The organism is Paenibacillus sp. NPDC056722 (assembly GCF_042790635.1).
Taxonomy (GTDB): domain Bacteria; phylum Bacillota; class Bacilli; order Paenibacillales; family Paenibacillaceae; genus Paenibacillus_AQ; species Paenibacillus_AQ agri.
In genome coordinates this window covers 1-25,270 of record NZ_JBHTYV010000002.1, presented here as the reverse complement: position 1 = coordinate 25,270, position 25,270 = coordinate 1, and the positions used below count along the sequence as shown (strand labels likewise).

Genomic DNA, 25,270 nt, shown 5'->3' with positions numbered 1-25,270 from the left:
TAACCACCTCGCTCATATTCTGTGATGGTTTCCATTTTTTTATCCACTCGCAGGGACTGGGAGTCAGCGCAAAAAAAGGACGCCGGGAGATGGGGTCCGCGGCGCCTGTCTTTATTATAATTCAGTTGATTTGAAAGAAGGGAGCTGCTGGTGTTGCTTGCGTGTGGACTCTTTTTCCTTGCGCACTCGTAGCTCCCGCTGATAGTTATAGAGGGTGGCCTGGGAGATAGAGAGCAGCTCACAGACTTTAGGGACCGCGTCTTTAACGTCGAAGACACCCTTGTCGTCCAGCTGCTGGATAATCTTCAGCTTGGCTTCCTTGGAGTCCATAGAGAATGGCTTGGCCTTGAAAATCTCCTCCATAATGAGCTTCGTCGTAATTTGTTTGATCGTTTCGCCGCCGGGCTGTACGTCGGTCACCTCATAAGTAAATGTGCTGGTAAGGTGGGTCAGTAGATCCATGGCGCTTTTGAAGGCGGAGATGTCTTGATTGACACACAGCGTGTATTTGAGTTTACCGTCCAAATCTTTGATAAAAAGAGTGGATGATTTAAGTGGCTTGTTGCTCTTGGCGGTGCTTAAATACCCGATCAGGGTGTTATTTTGCTCGGCGCTTTGAGAGAGCAGGTTAATGGTATTGGCGTCCTCCAAATCTCCTACCTGTCTTTCGGTAATATGGCCATTTTCGATATGAATGATTTCCGCCTTCTCCATGTCATGCACAACCACTTCCGTAGATGGTCCCATCAGGGCTGCGATCATAACTGAAATGCTCTTCAACAGTCCAGCAACATCGATGTTATTCTGCATCTGAATGACTCCTGATTCCATTGGATTTGTAAAAAAATTATAACATATAGCAGTGAAGCAGGCGAAATTCGTGCTATGTATTCATTGGAAAGGATAGAAGTATAAATTTACCATTGTTCAATTAAAGATTGACAGGGCAAGGCATGTCTTATAAATTTGTTATAAATGTTGTAATAAAATTATAACAACGTTATCTCTTAAAGACAGGTTGTGAATTAGAAATTATGATTTCTAGCTCTAAAGTTAACACCAGGCAGCCAGCTAAAGCCGGCCGCTTGTGGATTGCTTTGATTCTGGGGGCGCTCACGGCATTTGGGCCGCTGTCCCTTGATATGTATCTTCCCTCACTGCCTGACCTGGCCAAGGATCTGTATTCCAGTCCGTCACTGGCCCAACTTAGCTTGACGGCATGTTTGGTGGGTCTCGCAGTAGGGCAGCTGGTCGCCGGGCCGCTTAGTGATGTGCGCGGCCGGCGGATGCCTCTGATCGTTGGTCTATCGCTCTATGTGATTACTTCGTTTCTCTGCTCCATGAGCACATCGATTGAAGCGCTCATTGTTCTGCGGTTCATTCAGGGTCTAGGCGGCTCGGCGGGGGTTGTAGTTGCCAGAGCGATGGTAAGAGACATGTATTCCGGGACAGAGTTGACCCGGTTTTTTGCCTTGTTGATGCTTATCAATGGTGTGGCTCCTATCGCGGCACCGATTGCTGGCGGTCAATTATTGAGATTCACTTCGTGGCCGGGAGTGTTCATTGTGCTTGGTGTGATTGGGCTTGTCATGCTGGCCTCCGTGCTATTCGGTCTGCGTGAGACTCTGCCAGAGGCACAGCGGTCGGGGGGAGGGCTGAAGAGTACACTGGCTACCTTTGGACGTCTGCTGAGTGACCGGATGTTTATGGGATATGCTCTTTCGCAGGGACTGGTCTTTGCCGCCATGTTTGCTTATATTGCTGGTTCGCCGTTTGTGATTCAAAATTTGTTCGGAGCAACACCCCAGATGTTCAGCTTGATCTTCGCCGTGAATGGCCTCGGGATTATTATCACTGGACAGGTTACCGGTAAATTGGCTGAACGATTCGGTGAGACGAAGCTGTTGGTGGCCGGGCTAATCTACGCCGCAGTCGGTGGTCTGCTGCTGCTCGCAATGACCTTGCTAGGAGCCGGGCTACTGGCTACTCTGATTCCACTGTTTATGGTGGTGTCCAGTGTAGGGATTGTCAGCACGGCAGCTTTCTCGCTGGCAATGCAACAACAGGGACAATCTGCGGGCAGCGCATCTGCTCTTCAAGGACTGCTGTCAATGATCGGCGGGGCGTTGGTAGCGCCTCTGGTTGGCCTTGGCGGCAGTGGAACGGCGCTGCCGATGGGGATTGTCATCGCGGCGGCTGATGTTGGCGCTATTCTCTGTTATATGCTTATGATTCGGCGACCGGGGAAGAGGTCGTAAAATAGCAATTGATAAGAAATCCTGCATGCTGTCCCATGATATACTTGAGCATATTCCTTTCAGTTAAATTGCCAAGTCAGTCGGGATAGTGATGGAGGGAGTTCATGCGCAAAGTAGTACTGAAAATGAATGTCTCTCTGGATGGATATATCAGCACGCCAAGCGGCGGATTAGACTGGGTCTTCCGGAGCTTTGATAGTGGGCTAGAGCAGTATATAGTAAATCTGCTTTGGCAGGCAGATATCCATATTATGGGCAGGAAAACCTATGATGTGATGTCTGAATATTGGTTAACTTCTACAGATAGCTATGCTGCGCCAATGAATGAAATTCCCAAAGTAGTGTTCTCCAGAACCCTGATGGAAGCGAACTGGAAGAATTCACGGATCGGACAAAGTGACCTGGAAGAAGAGCTGGCGTTCTTGAAGCTGCAGCCGGGCAAGATGATTCTTGCGCATGGGGGTGCTGGCTTTGCTCAGTCCCTGATGAAGCTGGGGTTGGTTGATGAATACCAGCTGATGATCCATCCTGTGGTGCTGGGAGAAGGCATTCCGCTCTTTAAGGACATGCATCAAGCACTGCCGCTTAAGCTACTAGACACGAGAGTATTTGATGCTGGGGTGGTGCTACATGTATACCAGCCGGCCAGCAGCCTGAAATATCGTCATTGAGCAGTGATAAGACCTCCACAGAGATGTGGAGGTTTTTGGTTTATTATGTGTGAAAATTATGGTAAAATAATGGCGAACTTACGTTCTTTTCAGCACAAAATATTCCTGGGGGATTGTCATGCCTATGTCCAGCCAGTATGCAGAAATTGACGGGGTCATTACCTATATTCACCGCCACCTCTATGAACCCCTTCCACTGTCCCGGCTGGCTAACTATGCGGGCTACAGTCCTTTTCACTTTACACGTATATTTAAACAAAGAATCGGGATTCCGCCGCTTTATTATGTTTCTTCTCTTCGGCTGCAAAAAGCAAAGGATCTGCTGCTGCGTACAAATCAGAGTGTCCGTGATATCTCCCTTGAGATAGGTCAGCAAAGCCAGGGTACCTTCACGACCCGTTTTGTCGAACGGGTCGGCGTGACACCGTCTGAATTCAGGCATTCACGGCTTCAAGCGGAGGAGCATCTGAGGTCTCTGCAGAGCCTTGGGGGTTGGAAGGAGTGGCAGTCTGAGGCCACTCGAATAGGTACAATCGAGGGGACAGTGGGGACAGAGGTGCCATTTCAGGGGGTCACTCTGGTCGGATTGTTCGCCAAGCCCATTCCTGAAGGCCTGCCGCTGTATGGGATGCTATTGCACAATATGGGCGATTTTCGCTTTACGAATGTAAAGCCAGGCAGCTATTATTTGATGGCTACCTCCGTCTCATGGGGGATGAAGGCCCTTGATTTTTTGCTGCCGTACACCACTTTGCGAGCTCGTTTGAGGGAGCCGCTGGTTGTAACATCGTATTCACCGGTACCTTTTCAGGAAATGATCTTGCATCCTCCTGAATTTGGTGACCCCCCGATCCTGATTTCCTTACCACTCTTGATGAATCATTTTCTTAACAGAACGATGTATGCCAGCAAGTAAAAACTTGAAATGTATTATATAATAGAGGGAAGAGAGGTGGGGACACATCCCCTCTAAGCAATTGAAATATAGAGAGGATTATTCTATTGACCTTACAACAGTTGAAATATGTCATTGAAGTGGCAAGCCGTGGCTCTATGAACGAGGCGGCTAAGCGCTTGTTTATTTCCCAGCCGAGCTTGTCCAATGCCATCAGAGAGCTTGAGAAAGAACTGGGGATTACGATCTTTGAACGCACCAACAAAGGGATATCGCTCTCTCTGGAGGGAGCTGAATTTCTTGGATACGCCAGGCAAGTCGTGGAACAGGCGGAACTGTTGGAGAACCGGTATCTCGATGCGAAGCCGTCTCCGCAGCATTTTTCTGTGTCCACACAGCACTATGCCTTTGCGGTCAATGCGTTCGTGAATCTCGTCCGTGAATATGGTCATGATGAATATGAATTGGCATTGCGTGAGACGAAGACCCATGAAATTATTGAGGATGTCAAAAGTCTGCGCAGCGAGATTGGCATCCTGTACCTGAATGAGTTTAACGCCAAGGTCATCAACAAGCTGCTGCAATCGGCGAACCTGGAATTCCACAGCCTGTTTCTGGCCAAACCGCATATTTTTATCAGCATTAATAACCCGCTGGCGAAGCAGTCCATCGTAACGGTTGACCAGCTTCAACATTATCCTTACCTGTCTTTTGAACAGGGGGAATACAATTCTTTTCACTTCTCCGAGGAGATTCTAAGTACCTTGTCCCATCAGAAAAGCATTCGGGTGAATGACAGAGCAACCCTCTTCAATCTGCTGATCGGTCTGAACGGATATACGATTTCTACCGGGGTGCTGAGCGCGGACCTGAACGGTAATGAGATCATTCCGGTGCCTCTGGATTGTGACGAGACCATTAATGTCGGCTGGATCAGTCATAAGAATGCGGCGTTGTCCAAGCTTGCCCTTGCATATGTCGAGGCGCTTCAGCAAGCGATTGCTGAATAATGTACAGATCGTTCTGTGCGTGTGAATATTGATTTAGAATATAGGGAATAGGTTAAGTAACGGTTATTGCTCCTAGAAGCAATAACCGTTTTTTTATAGATGGAGAAAGGGAATAAATTCTTCCGATTGACAACATGTATATACAAGTAATACTATGATAAGGCTAATGAACTTGTATATACAGGATTAAAATATTTGCTTGGCAAGGAGGACTAAACTGTGATTATTTCAAAAGCGCAGGATTGGTGGAGGCGTTCTACAGTTTATCAGGTATATCCCAAAAGCTTTATGGATTCAACAGGCAGCGGTGAAGGTGATATCCGGGGTCTAACAGGCAAGCTCGACTATTTGCAGCAGCTCGGTATTGATATTATCTGGCTTCAGCCGGTTTATGTGTCTCCGCAAAATGATAACGGATACGATGTGGCGGATTATTGCCAAATCAACCCGGAGTTTGGAACAATGGCGGATTTTGATGAGCTGATGGAAGGTGTCCAAAGGCGTGGCATGCATCTTATGCTTGACATCGTGGTTAACCATTCTTCAACAGAGCATCGTTGGTTCCAAGCGTCCAAAAGCTCCAAGGATAATCCGTACCGGGACTATTATATTTGGAAGGACCCGAAGCCGGATGGAGGCCCGCCGAATAACTGGCAGTCCAAATTCGGAGGCTCCGCCTGGCAGTATGATGAAGCCTCCGGCCAGTATTTCTTGACCCTGTTCGACAAGACGCAGGCCGATCTCAATTGGGAGAATCCGGCGGTGCGCGAAGAGGTCGTTAAGCTGATGAGATTTTGGGCGGACAAAGGCGTTAGCGGTTTCAGAATGGATGTGATCAATCTCATCTCCAAGGATCAGGCGTTCCCCGACGATGATGGCAGCATTCTTCCCGGCGATGGACGACGCTACTATACCGATGGTCCAAGGGTGCATGAGTACGTTAAAGGATTATATGAGCAGGTATTTGGTCCTTACAACGCGATCACGGTAGGAGAGATGTCTTCCACCACGCTGGAGCACTGTCTCCGTTATTCCAATCCGGATGAGAAGGAATTCTCTATGACGTTCAATTTCCATCATCTGAAGGTGGATTATCCGAACGGGCAGAAGTGGGAGCTTATGCCGTATGATTTTGAGGCTCTGAAAAGCCTTCTGTCCCGCTGGCAGCAGGGCATGCAGGAAGGCGGGGGCTGGAACGCGCTGTTCTTCAACAATCATGACCAGCCGCGGGCGTTGTCCCGTTTTGCCGATGACGGACGTTACCGTGTAGAAAGCGCTAAGATGCTGGCGACTACCCTGCATGGTCTGCAAGGTACGCCTTATGTCTATCAAGGGGAAGAGATTGGTATGCCTAATCCTCATTGGACAGACATGAGCGAGCTGCGGGATATTGAGTCCCGGAACATGTACGGTATTCTTCTGGAACGGGGAAAAACGCCAGAGGAAGCAATGGATATTATCCGGGAGCGTTCCCGCGACAATTCCCGCACACCGATGCAGTGGAATGACAGTCCACAGGCCGGATTTACTACGGGGACGCCGTGGATTAAGGTGGACGAGCGTTACCAGGAGATCAATGTGCAGCAGCAGTTAGACGACCCGGATTCGATTCTCCATCATTACCGCAAGCTAATTGGCTTGCGCAAATCGCTGGCAGTTCTGACTGATGGCCGTTATGAGCGTCTGGATGAAGGTCATCCCCAGGTATTTGCTTATGCACGGGTCTCTGACAAGGAAACGCTGGTGGTAGTCTCCAATTTCAGCGGCCAGCCGGCGACATTCACGCTGCCGGAGTCTTTTGCAGAAGCAGCGCTGGCGGGCAAGTCGTATGAACTGCTCATTGCCAATACAGAGATGGTTCCAGAACTGGGAACAGAGCTGAAGCTGTCGCCTTATGCCTCGTGTATGTGGGTTATTAACTAAGAATCAATACGGAAATACAGTGATAAAGGAGTGAATCCCATGGCTGTTGATAAAAAAAATGTAGAAGAGATTATTCGGGCCGTCGGCGGCAAAGACAATATTGAAGTGGCTACCCATTGTGTCACCCGGCTTCGCTTTTCATTGGCGGATGAAGACAAGGTGGATCATGCGCTTCTGGAGAGTAACGATCTCGTTAAAGGCCATTTCTCCTCTCAAGGCCAGTTCCAGGTTGTCATTGGACCGGGACTCGTAGATAAAGTATATGATGAAATGATCGCAATTACAGGCGGGCCACGCTCATCCAAAGAGGATGTCAAGAACTCAGCCGGGAAGAAGCAGAATCCGCTTCAACGGGCGATTAAAACGCTGGCGGATATCTTCATTCCGATCCTTCCGGCTATTGTAACTTCAGGTCTTCTGCTGGGACTTAACAATATTCTGACCGGTCCGGGGATTTTCTTCGAAGGCCAGTCATTGGTACAGGTCTATCCTGAGTGGACGGGCATCGCCTCTATTATTAACCTGATTGCCAATACTGCCTTTACCTTCCTTCCTGCGCTGATCGGTTGGTCGGCAGTGAACCGGTTCGGCGGCAGTCCGCTGTTAGGGATTGTACTCGGTCTGATTCTGGTTCACCCGGATCTGCTCAGTGCCTATGGCTATGCAGAAGCTTCTACTAAGGGAACGATACCGGTTTGGAATCTCTTCGGCTGGCATATTGAGAAAATCGGTTATCAGGGACAGGTGCTGCCCGTTTTGGTCTCCGCTTACATTTTGGCGAAGATTGAGGGTTTCCTGAATAAACGAGTGGCAGATTCTATCAAGTTACTTGTTGTGGCCCCGGTCGCACTGTTAATTACCGGCTTCCTGGCGTTTACGGTGATCGGTCCGGTAACTTTTGCCCTGGGTAATGCCATTACCTCCGGCCTTGTACATGTATTTAATACGCTACCAGCACTCGGGGGATTGCTTTATGGCGGGTTATACGCTTTGCTCGTGGTTACGGGGATGCAGCATACCTTCCTCGCGGTCGATGTGCAATTGATCGGCAGCGAGGGCGGAACGTTCCTCTGGCCGATGTTGGCACTCTCCAATATTGCTCAAGGTGCAGCGGCACTTGCGATGATGCTTGTGCTGAGAGAGCAAAAGGCGAAAGGGCTCGCAGCCACTTCTTCGATCTCGGCATTCCTTGGTATTACGGAACCAGCGATCTTCGGAGTGAATCTCCGCTATAAATATCCATTCATTTTCGGGATGATCGGCTCGGCTATTGGCGGCGTTCTGTTAACCATAAACCATGTGTTGGCGTCCTCGGTTGGGATCGGGGGTATTCCCGGCTTCCTATCGATCTTCCCAAAACAATGGGGTGTGTTCTTCATCGGGATGGGCATCGTGCTAGTTGTGCCATTTGGTTTAACCGTATTGTATGGCAAAATTGCTGGACGTAGGGAGGGGGCAGTTGCTGCAGGATCAGCTGGTACAGCTGCGGTAACAACTAAAGCAGCTTCCGAGAATCACGCAACGCATACAGAGACTCCTGTACAAGGTGTGAAAGCTTCCGGTAGCGCTACCGATAAGGTTGATGCAGGGTCGGCTACCTCCGTGGCGGCTGAATCCGGTATTCCATCTTCCGGCATCGTTACAGAGGAAGATGGTACCCGGGTACTGAATATTTATGCTCCACTGACGGGTCAAGCGGTACCGCTGGAGAACGTTCCTGACCCGGCTTTTGCCGAAAGACAGATGGGGCAAGGCATCGCCATAGAGCCGGAGGAAGGACGGGTGATCGCGCCTTTCGATGGTACAGTGGCACATATCATCAAGAGCAAGCATGCCGTTATTCTGGAGCATAGCACTGGCGTACAGGTACTGATCCATGTCGGGATCAACACGGTGTCCCTGAAAGGCAGCGCTTTTACAAGCCATGTCAATATCGGGGACGAGGTCAAGGCTGGGCAGCTCTTGCTGGAATTTGATATGGCGGCGATTTCTGCGGCAGGATTACCGCTGATTACACCGATCATCATTCCGGACGGTCAGGATATCATTGCAGGCGTAGAAGAAGCTGCGCCAGGTGCAGTAGCGGCTGGGCGGAACGTCAGCTTGAAAATTCGCTTGAATGCAGAGTAAGAGAAAATCAATCATCGTGTAAGCAGAAACGGGTATCGTCCAGCAAAGGACAATGCCCGTTTCTTTTTTTCACATAGAATTATGGTAAAATGGTAAGCGGTGATGGAATTGAAGGAAAATATATATCAGAGCATTTTTAATACGTATGCAAAACGAATTCAGTCAGGCAAGATTTCCCCTGGGACCAAACTGCCTTCGGAGAATGAACTAATGAGTTCGTACTCTACCTCGCGGGAAACCGTCCGCAAAGCGCTAAATTTACTAGTACAGCACGGGTTTATCCAGAAAATTAGAGGTAAGGGTTCTTATGTGCTGGATATCGGGCGCATGAACTTTCCGGTCACGGGGCTTACCAGCTTCAAGGAGATGTCGGGTAAAATCGGCCGTCCGACGCGTACCCTTGTACAAAGGACCGTCTGTACCGGGGCTTCGCCGTCTATTGCGGATTATTTGCAGATAGAGCCGGGGGCACCTGTTTGGGAGGTAATCCGGGTCCGCGAAATTGAAGGCGAGCGTATTATCCTGGACAAAGATTATTTTCGGCCGGACAAAGTCGTTCTGCTAACAGAGGAACTGGCCGCGGGCTCTATCTATGAATATTTGGAGCAGACATTGAATCTGGTGATCAGTTATGCCAAAAAGGAGATTTCTGTCGAAGAGGCTACGGACGAGGATCGGGCGCTACTGGATCTGAACGGACTGACCCATGTAGTGCTTGTCCGCAACTTTGTATTTCTGGAAGATACAACCTTGTTTCAGTATACAGAATCGAGGCACCGCTTGGACAAGTTCCAATTCGTGGATTTTGCCCGGCGGATTCCTTAGGTTTTTATAGTTAGTGAAGACAGAAAGGATGAACTTTTGTGAATGAGGTTATACGAACGTTAACGAACCACCGCTCTTACCGGAACTATTCTGACCGGGCAGTGAGTACGGAGGATTTGCAGAATATTATTGCTTCGGCTCAAGCCGCACCTTCCTGGGTCCACGGTCAACAGTTCACGATCATCGCGGTCCATAATCAGGAGCGGAAACAGCGGCTCGCAGAACTGAGCGGGAATCAAAAGCATGTGGCCGAGGCACCGGTGTTTCTCGTGTTCTGCATGGACTTTTACCGGGCGGGATTGGCAAGCGAGATAGAAGGCCAGCCTTTTGAAGCGGCTTCCGATGTGGATGCGCTGTTAGTTGGGGCGGCTGATGTTGGTCTTGCTATGGCTGGTGCAATCACGGCCGCAGAATCGCTGGGTCTCGGAACCATTCCGATCGGCGGGGTCCGCCGCAATACGAAGGCTGTGATTGAGCTATTGCAGCTGCCGAAGTACGTTTTTCCTATCGCAGGTCTGTGTGTCGGATATCCCGGCGCGGAGAGCCCGAAGAAATCCCGTCTGCCGATGGAAGCTGTTTACCACGAAGAGCAGTACAACCCTGATCAGACTGGGCTACTACAAGCTTACAATGAGACGCACCGTCAATCCTTGCAGCAGCAAGGTCTTCCTGAGCGAAGCTGGACTAGTTGGGTCGCCCATTTCTATGCCAATAATCCTGTGTACGGCGATGCCCGGAATACTCTCAAACAGCAAGGGTTTATGTATGATAAGGAGCGGGAGGAATAAGATCGGTCCGCTGTACAGGTTAGCGCAAAGAAGCATTCTAAAGCCGTATTTGGCAGGAATGCTTCTTTTTATATTATATAGATTGAACTGGGGAATTTAACATATGGGTAACGGAATGGAGGGGAATTTTGGAACTGTAGGAGCGAAAGCGACGCCTTTGTCTCCGGATTTTATCCGCGAATAGTGGTATAATCCCAAGAAATCTGGAGACAACAGCGGCCGCAAGTCCAAACATTTTCCGCAATGACAACCTTAACCATATAAAAATCTTAAGTTCAGTTATAATTACAATTTTCTTGCCAACAGCGGTTTCCGTGAAATGATTACTGCCGCTACCAGCAAGGCAAGAGCCACCAGAATGCCGGACTCTCCCGTCCAGAGCAGTGCGTTATCCCCTTTGGAGAAGGCATCGAAGATTTCCTGAATGATAGCATTCCATGAGGCATGCAGGAACGTCGCAGCCCACAAGCTACCGGTTGTTAACCGCAGGCGCCCAATGACATATCCCATGGAGGTAATCGAAATCATAAACAGGATAACGGAGAGCACAGGATACGGCCCTGAATAATAGTTCCCGGCAAGGATCAAGGGAAGATGCCATACGCCCCAGATGAGTCCACTGATAAGTATCGGTTGGGGAACGCGGGCGTCAATCAGTCGAGTAAGCATATAGCCACGCCAGCCCAGTTCCTCGCCGACACTGCTAATCACGCCTAAAGCTGTGCCTAGAACCATTTGCACGAGTAATAGTCCCGTGAATATAACCGCAGGTGGGGCTTTGATGAATGTATCCGGTGTGTCGAATTGTACCAGGCCTGTGATCCAAGCGATTCCGTAGCCGACAAGACCAATAACTACAGGAAACAGTAGTATAAAAGGCAAGGTCTTCAGTGTACGCTTTCCGCCAATTTTCAAGGAGATGTCTGATATGTCTTCACGCAGTATCAAGCGGGTGAAGATGGAGGCCAGTCCCGGTGTCCACATCAGGAACAGGACATAGATCTCTTGTTTCATTGATAGCACATAACCAAGAATGGAGAGCGGGATAAGTATTGCAAAAAAGACAAGTAATCCCCGTCTGGCGGAGCGAATACGTTCCATATCCCCGTTAGTACTTGTGGCAGGCGTGCTGCCAACGTTTGATTTCATGATGTAATCCCCTTTTACCAAAAGTATGTATGTCCACGTAGAAGTATAGCAAGTGTCCTGTCCTGACCAGAACAATCTCAAGTCCAGAATTTTCCCCAGACCAAAGTCGAGCAGGAACGGACCTTCGGTCGAGGGAACCCTCTGGACTCGTATTAGCTGTACCCTTCACTTTCACACATTGTTAAAACAATCTTTACGTTCGCCGAACAAAACTGTGCGGAACATTTAATATCTGGCTCCTACAATCAATATGTGTTGGTAGAATGTACCTACTTGCACATGAGGCTTTTGATGGAGGGATGATTCTTTTGAAGGTAACCCGCATGCATCTTTCGATGAAATGGAAGCTGATCCTGAGCTTTTCCGCTGTGGCACTGATTTTTTTAGGGGTGGCTGTTTACCAGGGGTACAAAATCAATCAGATCGAGAAATCCATGGAAACGCAAAAAACAGAGATGGAAAATAGAATCACAGTCTCTACGCTTACGCAGCTGCTGCAGGAAATGAAGAGTGTGGAAGCCTCGCTGGCCGGGACAAGTGATCTGGAATGGGCCGATGCTTTCAAGGAGAAGGAGAAGAAATTATATGCGGAAATGGCTAAAGTAGAGTTTGGATCGGGTACACCTGCACAGGAGGAACTGCAGCAATTGCAGGGTCATGCCAAAGAGTATACGGGCGTTGTCGACGAGTTGGTTCAGACGTTGAATGACAGCAGTCTCGATCCGATGACCGTTCTAGATAAAATCGACGAATTACATACGAAGGCACAGGAGCTAAACGGCATCATGCTGGAGAGCAATGGGAAGCTGTACGCTGCGGCGGCAGAAAATGCCGAGCAAGCCCAAGGAGTGTCCTTTGATCTGCTGAAGAATACCAATGCAGTTGTGCTCTATGCAGCTATCTTTGTCTTGATCTTCACCTTTGTGATTGCTGTGGTGCTGATTCGTTCGTTCCTGAATCCTGTTCGTAAGCTGCAAGCGGCATTACGCAAAATATCCGAAGGAGACCTGAGGGAACAAATCAATTCTCCGTATAACGATGAGCTTGGGCGTTTAAGTCATCATTTTGACCATATGGTGGGCCGGGTTAGAGAAATGCTGCAGCAGACACAGACGGTGGCTTCTACGCTGGCGGATTATTCGAATTCTTTCCAGCAATCGTCAGCCATTACTGCTCATACGAACCAGGATATCGTCAGAACAATCCAGGATATATCATCCGGCGCGGATCAACAGGCCGGGCAGTCTGAGCAGAGTGCCGGACTGATTCAGGAATTGGAGCGCGGCATTCAAGAGATCACGGAGTATACAGAGGTCATGTTGACGACCAGTGAAACGGCCAATCTAAATACACGCAGTGGTTCGGCAGCGATAACCGCCCTTCGGGAAGTTTCGGGGCAGTCCCGTCAATCAGTGGGCAAAGTGTATCATACGCTGGACAGGCTTGCTGAACAGTCGCGGGATATTTCGCGGATTACCCAGACCATCACGGAAATTTCCAGCCAGACGAACATTTTGTCACTGAATGCTGCGATTGAAGCTGCTAGAGCCGGGGTGCACGGCAAAGGTTTTGCAGTGATCGCAGATGAGGTTAGACAACTGGCCGATCAGACGAAGGTTTCCTCAGGGCATATTCGCGAGATTATCGCTGAACTTCAACAAGGGATGGAAGACTTCCAGAAAGATATGCTGGAGACACGCGGGAATCTGGAGGAGCAAGAAGAGAAGGTTGAGGAGACGCTGGCATCTTTTGTGGCGATTGACCAGTCGATTGCCGAGATCAGCAAACAGATCGGCCATATTCATGACAAGGTGGATGAGACGCGCGGGATGAATACCCGGCTTGCCGAGTCTGTGCACTCCGTGGCTGCTATTGCTGAGGAGACAGCAGCAGGGGTACAGGAAGTGAATGCTTCCAGCATTCAGCAGGATCAGTCCATCGCCGCCATTGCCCGGCAGGCTGTTGATATTCATGAAATCTCACAGAAGCTGTTCCAGGAGATCAATGTGTTCAAAATAAATAGCGGAAGCGATTCGGTCAATCATTCCGAATCACTTCCGCTAGGGAAACGGTTAAAGGCGGAGAGTAGTGATGCTGCATCTTCGGCTACGGAAACCGTTGTTCCTTACCCTAAAGCAAGTTCAGCCTAGAGCCGGGCTTGCTTTTTTCAAATATTACCCGGGCAATTTTTCGCTATAATTTGACAGTTTCACTCATATGAACGATTTAACGAAGTGATCAGTTCTGGCATCCATGTAGCCAGGTCGAGGAAGGAGTATCCTGCCGACCTGGCTTTTGTTGTGTCCATAAACCACGGCTGGCGGATATAGAATGGAGAGCTATGCTCCGTTGGAGCCTCTTCCACAATCATAGCCTTTTGCCCGACGACAGTTTCAATCATGGCTGAGCAGTTCGCCCATCTGCAGGGCGCCATTCGAGCAGGCATTGACAGGTCCGGTGATATTGGAACCCCCTAGCCAATACAGAAAATCTGTAGCTTCATCGGAACGGATGAAGGACATTTGCGGCTGGGGATCAATTGCGATAGGTTCACCCCCGCGGATATGTTCAATATGAAAATGCAGCCGGCGTGTGTAGTCGTCCGTGCCAAGCACAATCGGAATCCGGACGGCAGCTACTGGAAAAGAGGCACGCTGGATCAGAACGGCCTCGGCCAGTCTTTTGCCTTCTTTATAGCTAAAGTCCTCTGCTTCACCATATTGCAGCGGGTACGCCGCCGCATCAAAATCTTCTTCAGTGATCATCCGATCACTGAAATCATAGACCGACAGACTTGAGGTCAGGATGTAACGCTTGGCTTTGCCGTTAAAAATAGCACAGGCCGCTGCGGCATCGTTAGGTGAAAAGCAGATGTTGTCATAGACGACATCCCATTCCCGGTCTCCTACCGCGTCAGCCAGAGCGACTTGATCCCTACGGTTAACGTGAACTCTGCGGACACGGTTACCGAAGGAGTCTGCGGTTTCCCCGCGTGTCACGATTGTCACTTCGCAATCTTTATCCTCCAGGAGGCGTTCCACCAGGCGTTTGCCAAAAAAACGTGTTCCTCCAAGTACTAATATATGTCTCATCATCGCTCTCCTTGCAGTCCCAGTATTTGAATTAGATTAAGCGATCATTCTCATCTCAGGCTGTCCTGTCCAGCCAGTCGCTCCGTAGCCTCCAGCGGTGATCGTTTGGCCAGATGTTACAGCCACAGCAACGACAATATCCCGCACCGTATCAAGCATCGACAGTCGGATCAATTCTGCAACCTGTCCTTTCTCATAGGCGGCGGCAAGCCGCTGGAGGTGAAGCAGGTAGTCTGAATCTTTCCGCCAGCGCGGCCCTTCATCTGCTAGCTCTTTCCGTACGTCTGGCAGGGATTGGCGTGCCCGGTGCAGTGCAGCCTTGACCGCGCCTTCCGTGGTGTTCAGCAGCTCCGCCGCTTCCAGGGCGGAATGCCCAAGCACATCGCGGAGCAGAAAGACCGTCCGCTGCAGCGGTGACAAATGCTCCAGCAGAGCCTGGAAAGCAGCTTCAGTTCCGGCGGTGCCGCTGTCTTCCATACCTTCTGCCGCTGGAGGCTGAAGTCCCAGAATTCGGGCGAAGGTCATCTTGCGTCGTACAGTATCTATCCATGTATTTCTGGCGGTTCGCAGAAGCAGTGCCTCGATATTTCTGTGCTCTGCTTTTTGCAGATAGCTAAGTACTTTGATCCAGGTATCCTGTGCGAGATCTTCCGCATCCCAAGGTGATTGGGTCAATGAGAGACAATAACGCTTCAGGGCAGCTTGCAGCAATGTGGTCGTATGGGCATCCGGCATCATGCCGGCAGGTTGATCATTAAAGGTCATCATGTGGGCCATCTCCTTTTTACAGCAAGGTGGAATTCTGTTCCTTCTTAATAATAAACGAATAAAGTATAGATGAAGATACGCAGTCGGCAAAAAAAATTGGCGCGGGCGGCGTATCCTTTCGGGTCCCTGGGACGTTTACGGGTCAGAACACAAAACATAATTGAGAGATGGAGGCAATATACAATGAGTTATGTTCCGTATGTTATCGAACAGACCGGCCAGGGAGAACGATCATATGATATTTATTCCCGGTTGCTGAAGGACCGGATTGTATTCGTGGGGTCGCAGATTGAAGATGGAATGGCTAATAGTATCGTAGCCCAGCTGCTCTACCTCGCGGCAGAAGATCCGGACAAAGACATCCATATGTACATTAACAGTCCCGGTGGTGTCACTACCGCTGGCTTTAGTATTTACGATACGATGCAGTTAATCAAGCCGCAGGTGAACACCATTTGCACAGGAATGGCCATGTCCTTCGGTTCTTTACTATTGCTATCCGGGGCGAAAGGAAAACGGTGTGCGCTTCCGAGCAGTGAGATTATGATTCATCAGCCAAGTGGCGGCGCGCAGGGGCAAGCCAGTGATATCGCCATCAGCGCGAAGCGTATTTTGCAACTGCGGTCCAAAGTGGTTCAGATTACAGCTGAGAGAACGGGGCAGTCTGTGGAAAAGGTCGAGAAGGATATGGACCGTGATTTCTTCATGAACGCTGAGGAAGCGCTGGAATATGGAATTATCGACAAGATTATTACCCATCTGTAAAAAAATACTGCAAGAGAAGGAGGAAGTATTATGATGGAAGCTTTAGAGGGAAAAGAAGTCGCAATACATTTTCTTGACGGTACTAGTGTCAGAGGCGGAGTGCTGAAGGAAACTGGAGACAAGTATCTCAAATACGTAACAGAATATCAGGAGATGTACATCCCTATCACATCCATTCAGGCCGTTACGCTTGATATTAAGGAGCATGTGCATCCACGGATAGGTTTTGCTCAATAATTTTCAGCGGATCTAAAAAAACGGATCAGGGAAGTTAACCTCCCTAACCCGTACTTTCCCGAATCTTCAAATGATGCGCCACATTGGCATGGCTGGGGGAGACCGCCTCGCCCTTGATTAGCTTGATCAGGGTCCGCGTCGCTGTTCTCCCTATTTCTGTGCCGGAATATTCCACAGAGGACAGCTTCGGGCGGACAAGGGAGGCCACATAGCTGTTGTCAAAACCAAAGACAGCCACATCCTCAGGGATGCGCAGGCCGCTGTCGATGAGATAATTCATCGCCCCCACCGCCATCCAGTCTGTCGAGCAGAATACGGCTGTAGGTTGCTGCCCGCTACTCAGGATGTTTTTCATTGCCAGCCGCCCGTTTTCCACCGAGAACCCGCTTTCCACAACCAGGCTCTCATCGATATGTATCCCCGCATCTTCAAGTGCCTGCCGGTAACCACGGTAACGATCGCCTCCAACTGCACTTTCGCCAGCCGCACGAATCATGGCGATGCTGCGGTGCCCCTTTTGGATCAAATAGGTTACCGCTTCATAAGAAGCAGTGATGTTGTCCAGGTGCACAGAAGGTAAGGCGGGGATCTGTGAAGCTTGTCCGGCCAGAACACAAGGTACGGACGAAGCCGCGATAAGGTCCAGGTGTTCCTGCTGCGGTACCGATCCCACCAGAATATTTCCCCGGGTGCCAAGACGTCTGAACAAATCCAGATAGTGCAGCTCACTCTCCATACTGCTATCTGTCAACCCTACGATCACTTCATAGCCATATAACTCCGCCAGATTGCGAATCCCGAGATTGAAATCGTCCAGCACTGTATTGTTGCTCTGCGGAATAATGACACCGATCAGATTGTCATTGCTGCCTCCGGCGCTACCGCCAGTGAGATCAGGCCGGTAATTGGTTTGCTTAATGGCGTCGAGCACCCGCTTGCGTACCTCATCGTTGACGGGCTTGCTGTTATTGACCACCCTCGAAACGGTGGAGATAGAGACATCGGCCATTTTGGCGATATCTTTAATGGTTACTTTCACTTCAGATCACCATAACTTTCCAGGCTTGTTATCCAGTTCTCATGCGACACCAGCATATCATGGAATCCCGTTAGAATCCAAAGATATGTATTGACCGGGAAAATAAAAAATCCTATAATGATCGCTATGGGAAAATAATTTCCTATTGATTTTATGTTTTTTTACCGAAAATAATGTATTTTTGATGTGATTAATAAGTTTATAGGGTGTTTTGAATGAAAATCAGGAAAATATTTTCCTGACTAAACTTAAACCGTAGTTATTTAAAGGAGCGTATACATGAATAGAGCATGGTGGAAAGAGGCTGCAGCCTACCAGATCTACCCGAGAAGCTTTATGGACAGCAACGGAGATGGTATCGGCGATTTGCAGGGGATCATTTCCAGACTGGATTATTTGCAGGACCTTGGGATTAATGTCATCTGGATTTGCCCGATCTATAAATCCCCTAATGATGACAATGGATATGATATCTCTGACTATCAGGACATTATGGAAGAGTTCGGCAGCATGGAGGACTTCGATCAACTGCTGCGTGAGGTGCACGCCCGGGGGATGAAGCTCATTCTGGATCTGGTCATTAACCATACCTCGGACGAGCATCCGTGGTTTGTTGAGGCGCGTTCAGGCAAGGATAATCCGAAACGGGATTATTATATTTGGAGCGATCCGGTCGATGGCCATGAGCCGAACAACTGGGAGAGTATTTTCAGCGGCTCTGCGTGGGAGCTGGACGAGATGAGCGGGCAATATTTCATGCATGTCTTCTCCAAGAGACAGCCTGATCTTAACTGGGAGAATCCGGAGGTTCGCCAGGAATTGTATGGTATGGTCAACTGGTGGCTGGACAAGGGGATCGATGGTTTCCGGGTGGATGCCATTTCACATATCAAGAAGGTAGCGGGCTTTCCTAATCTTCCGAATCCTAATAACCTCCCTTATGTTCCATCGACAGACGGTCATATGAACCGGGAAGGCATTCACGAGTTTCTGCAGGAACTGAAGCAGGAGACTTTTGACCGCTACGATATCATGACAGTTGGCGAAGCGAGTGGAGTAAGCGTTGAGCAGGCAGAGCAGTGGGTGGGTGAGAAGCAGGGCAAGTTCAATATGATTTTCCAATTTGAACATTTGGCCTTGTGGAATAAGAGTGTTACCGGCGGGCTTGATATCATTGCGCTAAAATCCGCTTTGTCCCGCTGGCAGAAAGGGCTGGAGGGCCGGGGCTGGAACGCGCTATTTATCGAGAACCATGATCAGCCGCGTTCTGTCTCCACTTGGGGGAACGACGGCGAATACTGGCTGGAATCGGCCAAATCGCTGGCAACGATGTATTTTCTCATGCAGGGAACTCCGTTTATTTATCAGGGGCAGGAAATCGGGATGACGAATGTGAGATTCGACTCCATGGATGATTACGACGATGTGGCAATGAAGAATATGTATCGCATTGAGACCGCAGCCGGTCGTAGCCATGAGGAGATCATGGAGGTCATCTGGAAGAACGGACGTGACAATTCCAGAACACCGATGCAATGGGACGGCAGCGAGAATGGCGGTTTTACCAGCGGGGAGCCGTGGATGAAGATCAATCCTAACTATTTGGAGATCAACGTCGAACGTGCGCAGCAGGACCCGGACTCCATTTATCATCATTATAAAAAGCTTATCGCGCTCCGGGCGCAGCATTCAGTGGCGATCTATGGTACCTATGATCTGCTGCTGGCTGACCATGAATGCATCTACGCCTATACCCGTACGCTTGGCGCTGAGAAGCTGCTCGTGATGTCGAATCTGACTGCCCAGGAAGCTCTGTTCGATTTGCCTGCAGAATTACACTTCGATTCTCATCAACTGATGCTGCATAATTATGCTGTAGATTCGGGCGAATCTATCGAGACGGTAGCTCTGCGGCCTTACGAGTCTCGTGTCTATCTGTTGGCGGGTGTGCCTGCTGATCAGGAGAGTACGGATGCTAACGCTCCATTGCTGCCAAGTGATTCCTCTGTCTTAACTGAACCTGTGTAGTAGGTATTTCAAAATCCTTCGACCATGCGCTAACTTGTGTCGGAGGATTTTTTTTCTGTTAAAAAGGATGCGCTATTCCATTTATTGGTGTGCTTGTTCAAATAGTGTGTAAAGGAAGCCCTGTTTTGCAGGGTTTTTTTACGTTCTCTTGAGTTCCTTCTCACATAGTGAACACATTGGGTTGTTACCATAAACCGGTACATAAATAAAAACACCACGTATAGGGGAGGCCCAAATGAGTAAGTTGTTTAAAAAAGCGGTATCGATGACACTAGCCCTGATTATGGTATTGGGGATTGCAGCGAACGGATTTACCGTTTATGCAGCGGATAATAACGAAGGTGCAGACCTGCGGGCGTTGGCACTTCAACCTCTGACATTACTGGAAGGCAATGCTTCATGGAAGTATCTCGATAACGGTACCGATCAAGGTACAGTATGGCAGGCTGTCTATGATGATTCCACTTGGAAATCAGGACAAGCTCCACTAGGGTACAAAGATGATGGCAGCGGAGTCAGCACCTCCGAATTTGGCCCACTGAAAACAGAAATTAGTTACGGCGGAGATAAATCCAATAAATATATGACGTCCTATTTCCGTACTAATCTGAATGTAAATACTGCTCAGCTTGGTGCGTATAATCGGATCATGGGATCTTTCGGATTCGACGATGGCATGATCCTGTACTTGAACGGCACAGAAATTTACCGTGAAGGTATGCCGGCAGGCCCTGTCAATTACTTAACGAAGAGCACGCTTAACAATGGTAATCCCAATACGGCGAAAGTCGATCTTACAGAGATTATTAAGGCGAATCTTCAGGACGGAAACAATGAGCTTTCGGCTGAAGTGCATCAGGGCAGAGGATCCAGCTCCGATCTTTATTGGGCGATGAGCCTGATTGCTTATCCTCCAGTGGACCCTGTGGTTCCGGGTGCAGGAAAGCCGGAATCGATTGCCCTGACATTCAACGGCAATCCGCAGACTAGTATGGGATTTGCCTGGTATGCATCGGAGACGATAACGGGCACCAAGCTGGAGGTAGTAGAAGCCTCGAAATTAGTTGATGGTCAGTTTCCGGAAGCCGGAGTCCTGAGCTTCGAGGGAACATCCACACCTGCCAGCGTGTTTCAGTCCAAGGCGGACAAAACTGCTAACAAAACCAAAGTAATCACCAGCCATAAAGCGCTTGCGGAAGGCTTGCAGCCGGGGACAGCCTATGCTTACCGTGTTGGTGATGGACAAGCTGGAAACTGGAGTGATATCGGAACATTCACCACAGAAAAAGCTGACAATAAGGCATTCCAATTCCTCTATACTACGGACTCTCAGGGTACTAGTGAGGCGGATTTTGATATCTGGAATCATACGCTGCAAGAGGGCCTTGGTAAGTTCCCGGGTGTGGAATTCATTCTGAACTCCGGCGATTTGGTGGATAACGGTGATCTGGAAGAGCAGTGGGGATGGTTCTTTGATAAGCCAAAGGCCATTTTGAAGAATACACCACTCGTTCCACTCGTCGGTAACCATGAGAGCAAGAACTACAGCAACTATGCAGGACACTTTAATCTGCCAAATGTGTCGAACACAGGCGCTAAGCCGGACGGCTCAGTGTATGCGCTGGACTACGGCCCTGCACACTTTATGATCATTAACACCGAATATTATGGCACAAGCACCAACGTTGCCAATAATGAAATCTACTACAAGCAAGTAGAATGGCTGCGCAATGAAGTAGCCAAGACAGATAAGAAATGGAAAATCGTACTGTTGCACAAATCGCCATACTCTGTAGCCAGCCACACGAAAGACGCTGATGTTCTGTTCTACCGGACTCAATTAACGAAGGTGTTCGACGAACTGGGTATTGATATGGTCATTGGCGGGCATGACCACACTTATACACGCAGCTATCAAATGCTAAACAATGAACCGCTAACGGATATCGTACCGGATGCGGACGGTGAGGTTAAAGATCCAGGCGGTACGCTGTATCTGATTACGAATGCTGCTGGTAACAAGAAATATAACGTTAACGAGAAGGCGGGTCCATTCCCTTTTGCAGCTAAATACGAACAGCCTGGCAAGGAAATGTTCACAGGTGTAACGATTACAAGCGACAAGTTGACTTTCCAAGCTTATACAACAACTACCGGCGGAACAACGGATCTGTATGATCAATACAGCATTCAAAAGTCGGATGTGAAGGTTTCTCCTGTACAGCAAGCCCAAGCGGTTGCTGGTGAAGAAGGAAAGACGACATTGACATGGAATGCTCCAGCTTCCGGTTCACCGGTATCTGGCTACCGTATCTATGAGAAGAATGATCTGGTATCCCCTAACTGGAGTACACTGGTTCCGGCTCAGGACGGAGTAACCTCTTACAGCTATACAGTGGAAACACAAGATGCATCGAAGAACTATCAGTTTGTAATTAAAGCGGTAAGCGGCAGAACCAACTCCGCGGGCGTGATCGCGGCTCAACCTTCTGTGAGCAAAGTGACAGTAACCTTTAACGGTGACCCTACCAGCGCGAAAGGCTTTACTTGGTATACACCGCTGGTTTCTAAGGGAAATGATCTGCAAGTAGTAGAGAATACTGGAACTACCCCGGACTTTACTCTAGCAACTAAGTTTGCTGGCCGATCGTCTGTCTCCACGAATGCTAAGGGAGAGATGGTGCATAAAGTGGAAGCGGCAGGACTTAAAGATAATACATCTTACTACTTCCGTGTAGGTGATGAGACATTGGGTATTTGGAGTGCGGCGGGAACCTTCCGTACTGCGGCTAAATCGGGGGCATTTACCTTCGTTGACCTGGCAGATACTCAAGCAAAATCAGAAGATGAAGCGATTCTATCTGCCGAGACGCTGGCAAAAGCACTGAAGACTGTGCCGAATGCCGAATTCGTTGTTCACAACGGAGATATTGTGGACACAGGAACCAATGAGACGCAGTGGGATTGGCTGCTTGGCCATTCGCAGGATAGTCTGCTTAACACAACCATTGCCCCGTCGGCAGGTAATCATGAAGATAAAGCAAATGCCTTCTATGAGCATTTCAATATTCAGGAAGCCGCTGGTTCAGCGACTGTGACTGGAGCTTACTATTCCTATGATTACAGCAACGCTCATTTCGTGGTCCTGAACAGCAACGAGAATTCTGACCCATATGCTAACTTCAGCAACGAGCAAGTAGAGTGGTTGAAGAAAGATGTACAAGAGGCTCATAAAGCCGGTGCTCGCTGGATTATTGTGAATATTCATAAAGGTCCATACACAACATCCAATCACGCAACGGATAAAGATATTATGAGTTCGAATGGCGTAAGAACTAAAATTGCTCCGATTATGGCCGAGCTGGGTATTGACTTTGTCCTGCAAGGACATGACCATATCTATGCCCGTACCAAGCCGATCAAGGCTGACGGTACTGCTGCAGCTACAGAGAAGATTACAGAAACGCTCGCTGGAAAAACTGTAGAATATACAGTCAACCCGGATGGTTCAATCTATCTCATTCCGGCAACAGCGGGAGCAAAGGTCTATTACAAGAATCAAAAGCCTGCCCTGGGAGAGGCTTATTATAACCTCTTTGAAGTGGCAGATGAGAACCATGCCGCTCCATACGGTCCTGACCCAAGCGACAACACCCGTCCTAAGCGCGGTCAGGTTCAGAACTTTGTTGGCATCACTGTAGATGGTGACAAGCTGACTGCCGTGACGTATGAGATCGACCAGAACAAGAATAATGCAGAACCATTTATCATTGATCAGTTTGGTATCATCAAGAAAGAGAATGACGGCGAAGTACCAACTAATCCAACACCAACACCTGTAGTGCCAACGCCTACACCAGTGGTTCCGACACCGACGCCAACACCGACTACTAGTCCGACAACAGGAGGATCTGCACCGTCTGTACCAACGCCTTCACCTTCGGCTAAGCCATCGGCTACTCCGTCGGTAGCTCCAACGCAGACGCCTGCACCGACAAATGCGCCAGCAACCAATGGTGGAAGCACGGATGTGCCTGCGAAGCCTGTGTTGACGGATACTGGCAGTCACTGGGCAGCAGCAGCTATTCAAAAGGCTGTTGCTGCCGGATTCGTCAATGGTTATGACGACAACACATTCCGTCCGAACAAGGAAGTGAACCGTGCCGAGTTCATCACGATGCTGGCCCGTGCATTGCAGCTTCCAGAGAACAGCGATAGTGCTACCTTCAAGGACTTGGATAAAATTCCGGCATGGGCGAAGTCCTATGTAGCACAAGCGGTATCTAAAGGGATTATCAGCGGATACAATGACGGATCTTTCCGTCCAGAACAGAAGCTGACTCGTGCGGAATTGACGGTCATGATCGTACGCTCTCTGGGAATTACTGTGGATCCTAAAGCTAAACTAACCTTTACAGATGCCAAAGATGTACCGGCATGGGCTGCTCCTTACATTGCAGCTGCTGCGAGTGAAGGTCTGGTAGGCGGAGTTGGCCAGAACCAATTTGCGCCTAACCGGACAGCAACACGAGCAGAGGCAGTTACGATCATCCTGAATTTGCTTGATAAAAAAGCGGAGTAATCTGCGCTGAACGAGTATGATATTAACAAGCTGTTCCTGACACTTAGGGACAGCTTGTTTTTTTAATACGTAGGTATGGTTTTACGGGGCTATTCTTGAGTATGACGTTATGAATTATTATTAGAATTCCCGAAGTGGAATTAACGGCATTTTTGTACCTTAAATCCTCTGTAAGTAGGGGTTAATGGAGATTAAGTGCAATATTGTACCTTAAATCTTCCAGAATACCCCATTCAACTTCTTTTTTTGAAAAATAAGATACAATAATGCTCTTATTTAACTTATTTATCTATATTGAAGAAAAATAAGGTACAAAAATGCCGTTAGTTGGGGAGGAGAAGCATTGTTTCACTGTTGAGACGGGGAAGGGGAGGGAGAATTTGCGTCCTGCCCCTAACTTCACCAGTCTTTACGCCTGCTCTTCAGTTTGGATTTTAATTTCACTTCAATATTAGCGATTGAAATCTGGCGACAGCCTGGGCTACGGGTGCGAGCTTTCCAGCGGAAAGCTTTCAGGCGAACGCTTTCTCTCTTACAGTTCTCCCTCTCTTACAATTCTCCCTCTCTTACAATTCTCCCTCTCTTACAATTCTCCCCCCTTTCATTCTTTCTCGTTTCTTGCGACTTGTTATGTCGAATGTAGTCGGAAATTTAGAATTAATGACTCATACAGATTTTGGATATGACATGTTAGGCTGATATAAGAGGGGGATTTAAATGAATGTTTATCTAGTTGCGATTCTGATCTTTATTATTTTGTTCAGCTTATTTTTTAACATCTACAAGAAAAAACAAAGAGAAGGCAGTAAAGCACCGGATGTGGTTATAATTTTAGGGTTTAGCGTAGCTATCGTTATGGTAGTGACTCAGGCATTAATATATGGTGCTGGGGCTTGGACTTGGAATACAACAATACTTGTAATTGCGTCAGTTATCGGTATTGGGCGTATCCTTTTCAGTTGGAACAAAGCCAAGAGAAATAGAGTGTAAAATATTACGAAAATGTAATTATTTAAATCTGGAAAATAGTCTTCCATTCAATGGAGGGCTATTTTTTGAGGGTGTGTCCGCATAGAGATTATATTATTTTAGCTCAGCTGAAGAAAATAT

General features: G+C 48.6%; 20 protein-coding genes. 14 read left to right on the top strand and 6 right to left on the bottom strand.

Translation table 11 applies throughout. The features are described 5' to 3' along the window. Positions 1–114: 114 nt before the first annotated feature. Positions 115–810, bottom strand: coding sequence for a helix-turn-helix transcriptional regulator (locus ACFRAM_RS04670; RefSeq protein ID WP_379464774.1), 696 nt, complete (start codon positions 808–810; stop codon positions 115–117). 224 nt (positions 811–1,034) lie between these two features. On the opposite strand from ACFRAM_RS04670, the gene ACFRAM_RS04665 reads away from it, so the two are divergent. The 8 genes from ACFRAM_RS04665 to ACFRAM_RS04630 all read left to right on the top strand — a co-directional run bounded on the left by ACFRAM_RS04665 (position 1,035) and on the right by ACFRAM_RS04630 (position 10,500). Then, entirely contained in the window at positions 1,035–2,258 is a 1,224-nt protein-coding gene (locus ACFRAM_RS04665) for a multidrug effflux MFS transporter (RefSeq protein ID WP_379464773.1), read from the top strand. A gap of 104 nt (positions 2,259–2,362) precedes the next feature. Continuing rightward, complete coding sequence (locus ACFRAM_RS04660) at positions 2,363–2,929, top strand: dihydrofolate reductase family protein (protein WP_379464772.1); 567 nt, start codon at positions 2,363–2,365, stop codon at positions 2,927–2,929. Between the two features lie 124 nt (positions 2,930–3,053). Then, the gene (locus ACFRAM_RS04655) at positions 3,054–3,845 is read left to right on the top strand and encodes a helix-turn-helix transcriptional regulator (protein ID WP_379465513.1); all 792 of its coding nucleotides are present in this window, start codon (positions 3,054–3,056) and stop codon (positions 3,843–3,845) included. 86 nt (positions 3,846–3,931) lie between these two features. Then, positions 3,932–4,834, top strand: a complete 903-nt coding sequence (locus ACFRAM_RS04650; protein ID WP_175371320.1) for a LysR family transcriptional regulator — start codon at positions 3,932–3,934, stop codon at positions 4,832–4,834. A 219-nt stretch (positions 4,835–5,053) separates the two neighbouring features. Next, positions 5,054–6,757, top strand: coding sequence for an alpha,alpha-phosphotrehalase (gene treC, locus ACFRAM_RS04645; protein WP_379464771.1), 1,704 nt, complete (start codon positions 5,054–5,056; stop codon positions 6,755–6,757). Positions 6,758–6,796: 39 nt separating this feature from the next. Beyond that, on the top strand, positions 6,797–8,887 hold the full coding sequence (gene treP, locus ACFRAM_RS04640) for a PTS system trehalose-specific EIIBC component (RefSeq protein ID WP_379464770.1): 2,091 nt from the start codon (positions 6,797–6,799) through the stop codon (positions 8,885–8,887). Positions 8,888–8,995: 108 nt separating this feature from the next. Further along, positions 8,996–9,712, top strand: a complete 717-nt coding sequence (gene treR, locus ACFRAM_RS04635) for a trehalose operon repressor (protein ID WP_379464769.1) — start codon at positions 8,996–8,998, stop codon at positions 9,710–9,712. A 38-nt stretch (positions 9,713–9,750) separates the two neighbouring features. Next, the gene (locus ACFRAM_RS04630; RefSeq protein WP_379464768.1) at positions 9,751–10,500 is read left to right on the top strand and encodes an NADPH-dependent oxidoreductase; all 750 of its coding nucleotides are present in this window, start codon (positions 9,751–9,753) and stop codon (positions 10,498–10,500) included. Between the two features lie 285 nt (positions 10,501–10,785). Here ACFRAM_RS04630 and ACFRAM_RS04625 read toward each other — a convergent pair whose 3' ends face one another. Beyond that, a complete protein-coding gene (locus ACFRAM_RS04625; RefSeq protein ID WP_379464767.1) occupies positions 10,786–11,649 on the bottom strand; it encodes a CPBP family glutamic-type intramembrane protease in 864 nt (287 codons plus the stop codon). Between the two features lie 308 nt (positions 11,650–11,957). Here ACFRAM_RS04625 and ACFRAM_RS04620 point away from each other — a divergent pair, with 308 nt between their 5' ends. Next, a complete protein-coding gene (locus ACFRAM_RS04620; protein WP_379464766.1) occupies positions 11,958–13,799 on the top strand; it encodes a methyl-accepting chemotaxis protein in 1,842 nt (613 codons plus the stop codon). Between the two features lie 59 nt (positions 13,800–13,858). On the opposite strand, the gene ACFRAM_RS04615 is transcribed toward ACFRAM_RS04620, so the two are convergent. Genes ACFRAM_RS04615 through ACFRAM_RS04605 form a run of 3 tightly spaced genes read right to left on the bottom strand, consistent with a single transcriptional unit; the run spans position 13,859 to position 15,509 of the window. Next, entirely contained in the window at positions 13,859–14,050 is a 192-nt protein-coding gene (locus ACFRAM_RS04615) for a hypothetical protein (protein ID WP_379464765.1), read from the bottom strand. After that, the gene (locus ACFRAM_RS04610) at positions 14,043–14,744 is read right to left on the bottom strand and encodes an NAD-dependent epimerase/dehydratase family protein (RefSeq protein ID WP_379464764.1); all 702 of its coding nucleotides are present in this window, start codon (positions 14,742–14,744) and stop codon (positions 14,043–14,045) included. The genes ACFRAM_RS04615 and ACFRAM_RS04610 overlap by 8 nt, the downstream gene beginning before the upstream one ends. Before the next feature lie 33 nt (positions 14,745–14,777). Beyond that, a complete protein-coding gene (locus tag ACFRAM_RS04605; RefSeq protein WP_379464763.1) occupies positions 14,778–15,509 on the bottom strand; it encodes an RNA polymerase sigma factor in 732 nt (243 codons plus the stop codon). A 183-nt stretch (positions 15,510–15,692) separates the two neighbouring features. Here ACFRAM_RS04605 and clpP point away from each other — a divergent pair, with 183 nt between their 5' ends. Both clpP and ACFRAM_RS04595 read left to right on the top strand, forming a co-directional pair. Beyond that, positions 15,693–16,274: an ATP-dependent Clp endopeptidase proteolytic subunit ClpP gene (gene clpP, locus ACFRAM_RS04600; protein WP_379464762.1), complete on the top strand. Its 582-nt coding sequence runs from the start codon at positions 15,693–15,695 to the stop codon at positions 16,272–16,274. Between the two features lie 30 nt (positions 16,275–16,304). Beyond that, positions 16,305–16,511, top strand: coding sequence for a hypothetical protein (locus ACFRAM_RS04595; protein WP_379464761.1), 207 nt, complete (start codon positions 16,305–16,307; stop codon positions 16,509–16,511). Positions 16,512–16,554: 43 nt separating this feature from the next. On the opposite strand, the gene ACFRAM_RS04590 is transcribed toward ACFRAM_RS04595, so the two are convergent. Continuing rightward, complete coding sequence (locus tag ACFRAM_RS04590; protein ID WP_379464760.1) at positions 16,555–17,550, bottom strand: LacI family DNA-binding transcriptional regulator; 996 nt, start codon at positions 17,548–17,550, stop codon at positions 16,555–16,557. 279 nt (positions 17,551–17,829) lie between these two features. Between ACFRAM_RS04590 and ACFRAM_RS04585 the strand changes: the two genes are divergently transcribed. The 3 genes from ACFRAM_RS04585 (at position 17,830) to ACFRAM_RS04575 (ending at position 25,150) form a co-directional block, all read left to right on the top strand. Further along, on the top strand, positions 17,830–19,578 hold the full coding sequence (locus ACFRAM_RS04585; protein ID WP_379464759.1) for a glycoside hydrolase family 13 protein: 1,749 nt from the start codon (positions 17,830–17,832) through the stop codon (positions 19,576–19,578). Positions 19,579–19,813: 235 nt separating this feature from the next. Continuing rightward, complete coding sequence (locus tag ACFRAM_RS04580) at positions 19,814–24,160, top strand: S-layer homology domain-containing protein (protein ID WP_379464758.1); 4,347 nt, start codon at positions 19,814–19,816, stop codon at positions 24,158–24,160. 717 nt (positions 24,161–24,877) lie between these two features. Beyond that, a complete protein-coding gene (locus tag ACFRAM_RS04575; RefSeq protein ID WP_175370420.1) occupies positions 24,878–25,150 on the top strand; it encodes a hypothetical protein in 273 nt (90 codons plus the stop codon). The last annotated feature ends 120 nt before the right edge of the window (positions 25,151–25,270 follow it).

Bases quoted from the DNA above. Each gene is read 5' to 3' on its own strand.
- ACFRAM_RS04670 (WP_379464774.1), bottom strand. From the start codon at position 810: ATGCAGAATAACATCGATGTTGCTGGACTGTTGAAGAGCATTTCAGTT.
- ACFRAM_RS04665 (WP_379464773.1), top strand. From the start codon at position 1,035: ATGATTTCTAGCTCTAAAGTTAACACCAGGCAGCCAGCTAAAGCCGGC.
- ACFRAM_RS04660 (WP_379464772.1), top strand. From the start codon at position 2,363: ATGCGCAAAGTAGTACTGAAAATGAATGTCTCTCTGGATGGATATATC.
- ACFRAM_RS04655 (WP_379465513.1), top strand. From the start codon at position 3,054: ATGTCCAGCCAGTATGCAGAAATTGACGGGGTCATTACCTATATTCAC.
- treP (WP_379464770.1), top strand. From the start codon at position 6,797: ATGGCTGTTGATAAAAAAAATGTAGAAGAGATTATTCGGGCCGTCGGC.
- ACFRAM_RS04625 (WP_379464767.1), bottom strand. From the start codon at position 11,649: ATGAAATCAAACGTTGGCAGCACGCCTGCCACAAGTACTAACGGGGAT.
- ACFRAM_RS04615 (WP_379464765.1), bottom strand. From the start codon at position 14,050: ATGATTGAAACTGTCGTCGGGCAAAAGGCTATGATTGTGGAAGAGGCT.
- ACFRAM_RS04610 (WP_379464764.1), bottom strand. From the start codon at position 14,744: ATGATGAGACATATATTAGTACTTGGAGGAACACGTTTTTTTGGCAAA.
- ACFRAM_RS04605 (WP_379464763.1), bottom strand. From the start codon at position 15,509: ATGATGACCTTTAATGATCAACCTGCCGGCATGATGCCGGATGCCCAT.
- clpP (WP_379464762.1), top strand. From the start codon at position 15,693: ATGAGTTATGTTCCGTATGTTATCGAACAGACCGGCCAGGGAGAACGA.
- ACFRAM_RS04595 (WP_379464761.1), top strand. From the start codon at position 16,305: ATGATGGAAGCTTTAGAGGGAAAAGAAGTCGCAATACATTTTCTTGAC.
- ACFRAM_RS04585 (WP_379464759.1), top strand. From the start codon at position 17,830: ATGAATAGAGCATGGTGGAAAGAGGCTGCAGCCTACCAGATCTACCCG.
- ACFRAM_RS04580 (WP_379464758.1), top strand. From the start codon at position 19,814: ATGAGTAAGTTGTTTAAAAAAGCGGTATCGATGACACTAGCCCTGATT.
- ACFRAM_RS04575 (WP_175370420.1), top strand. From the start codon at position 24,878: ATGAATGTTTATCTAGTTGCGATTCTGATCTTTATTATTTTGTTCAGC.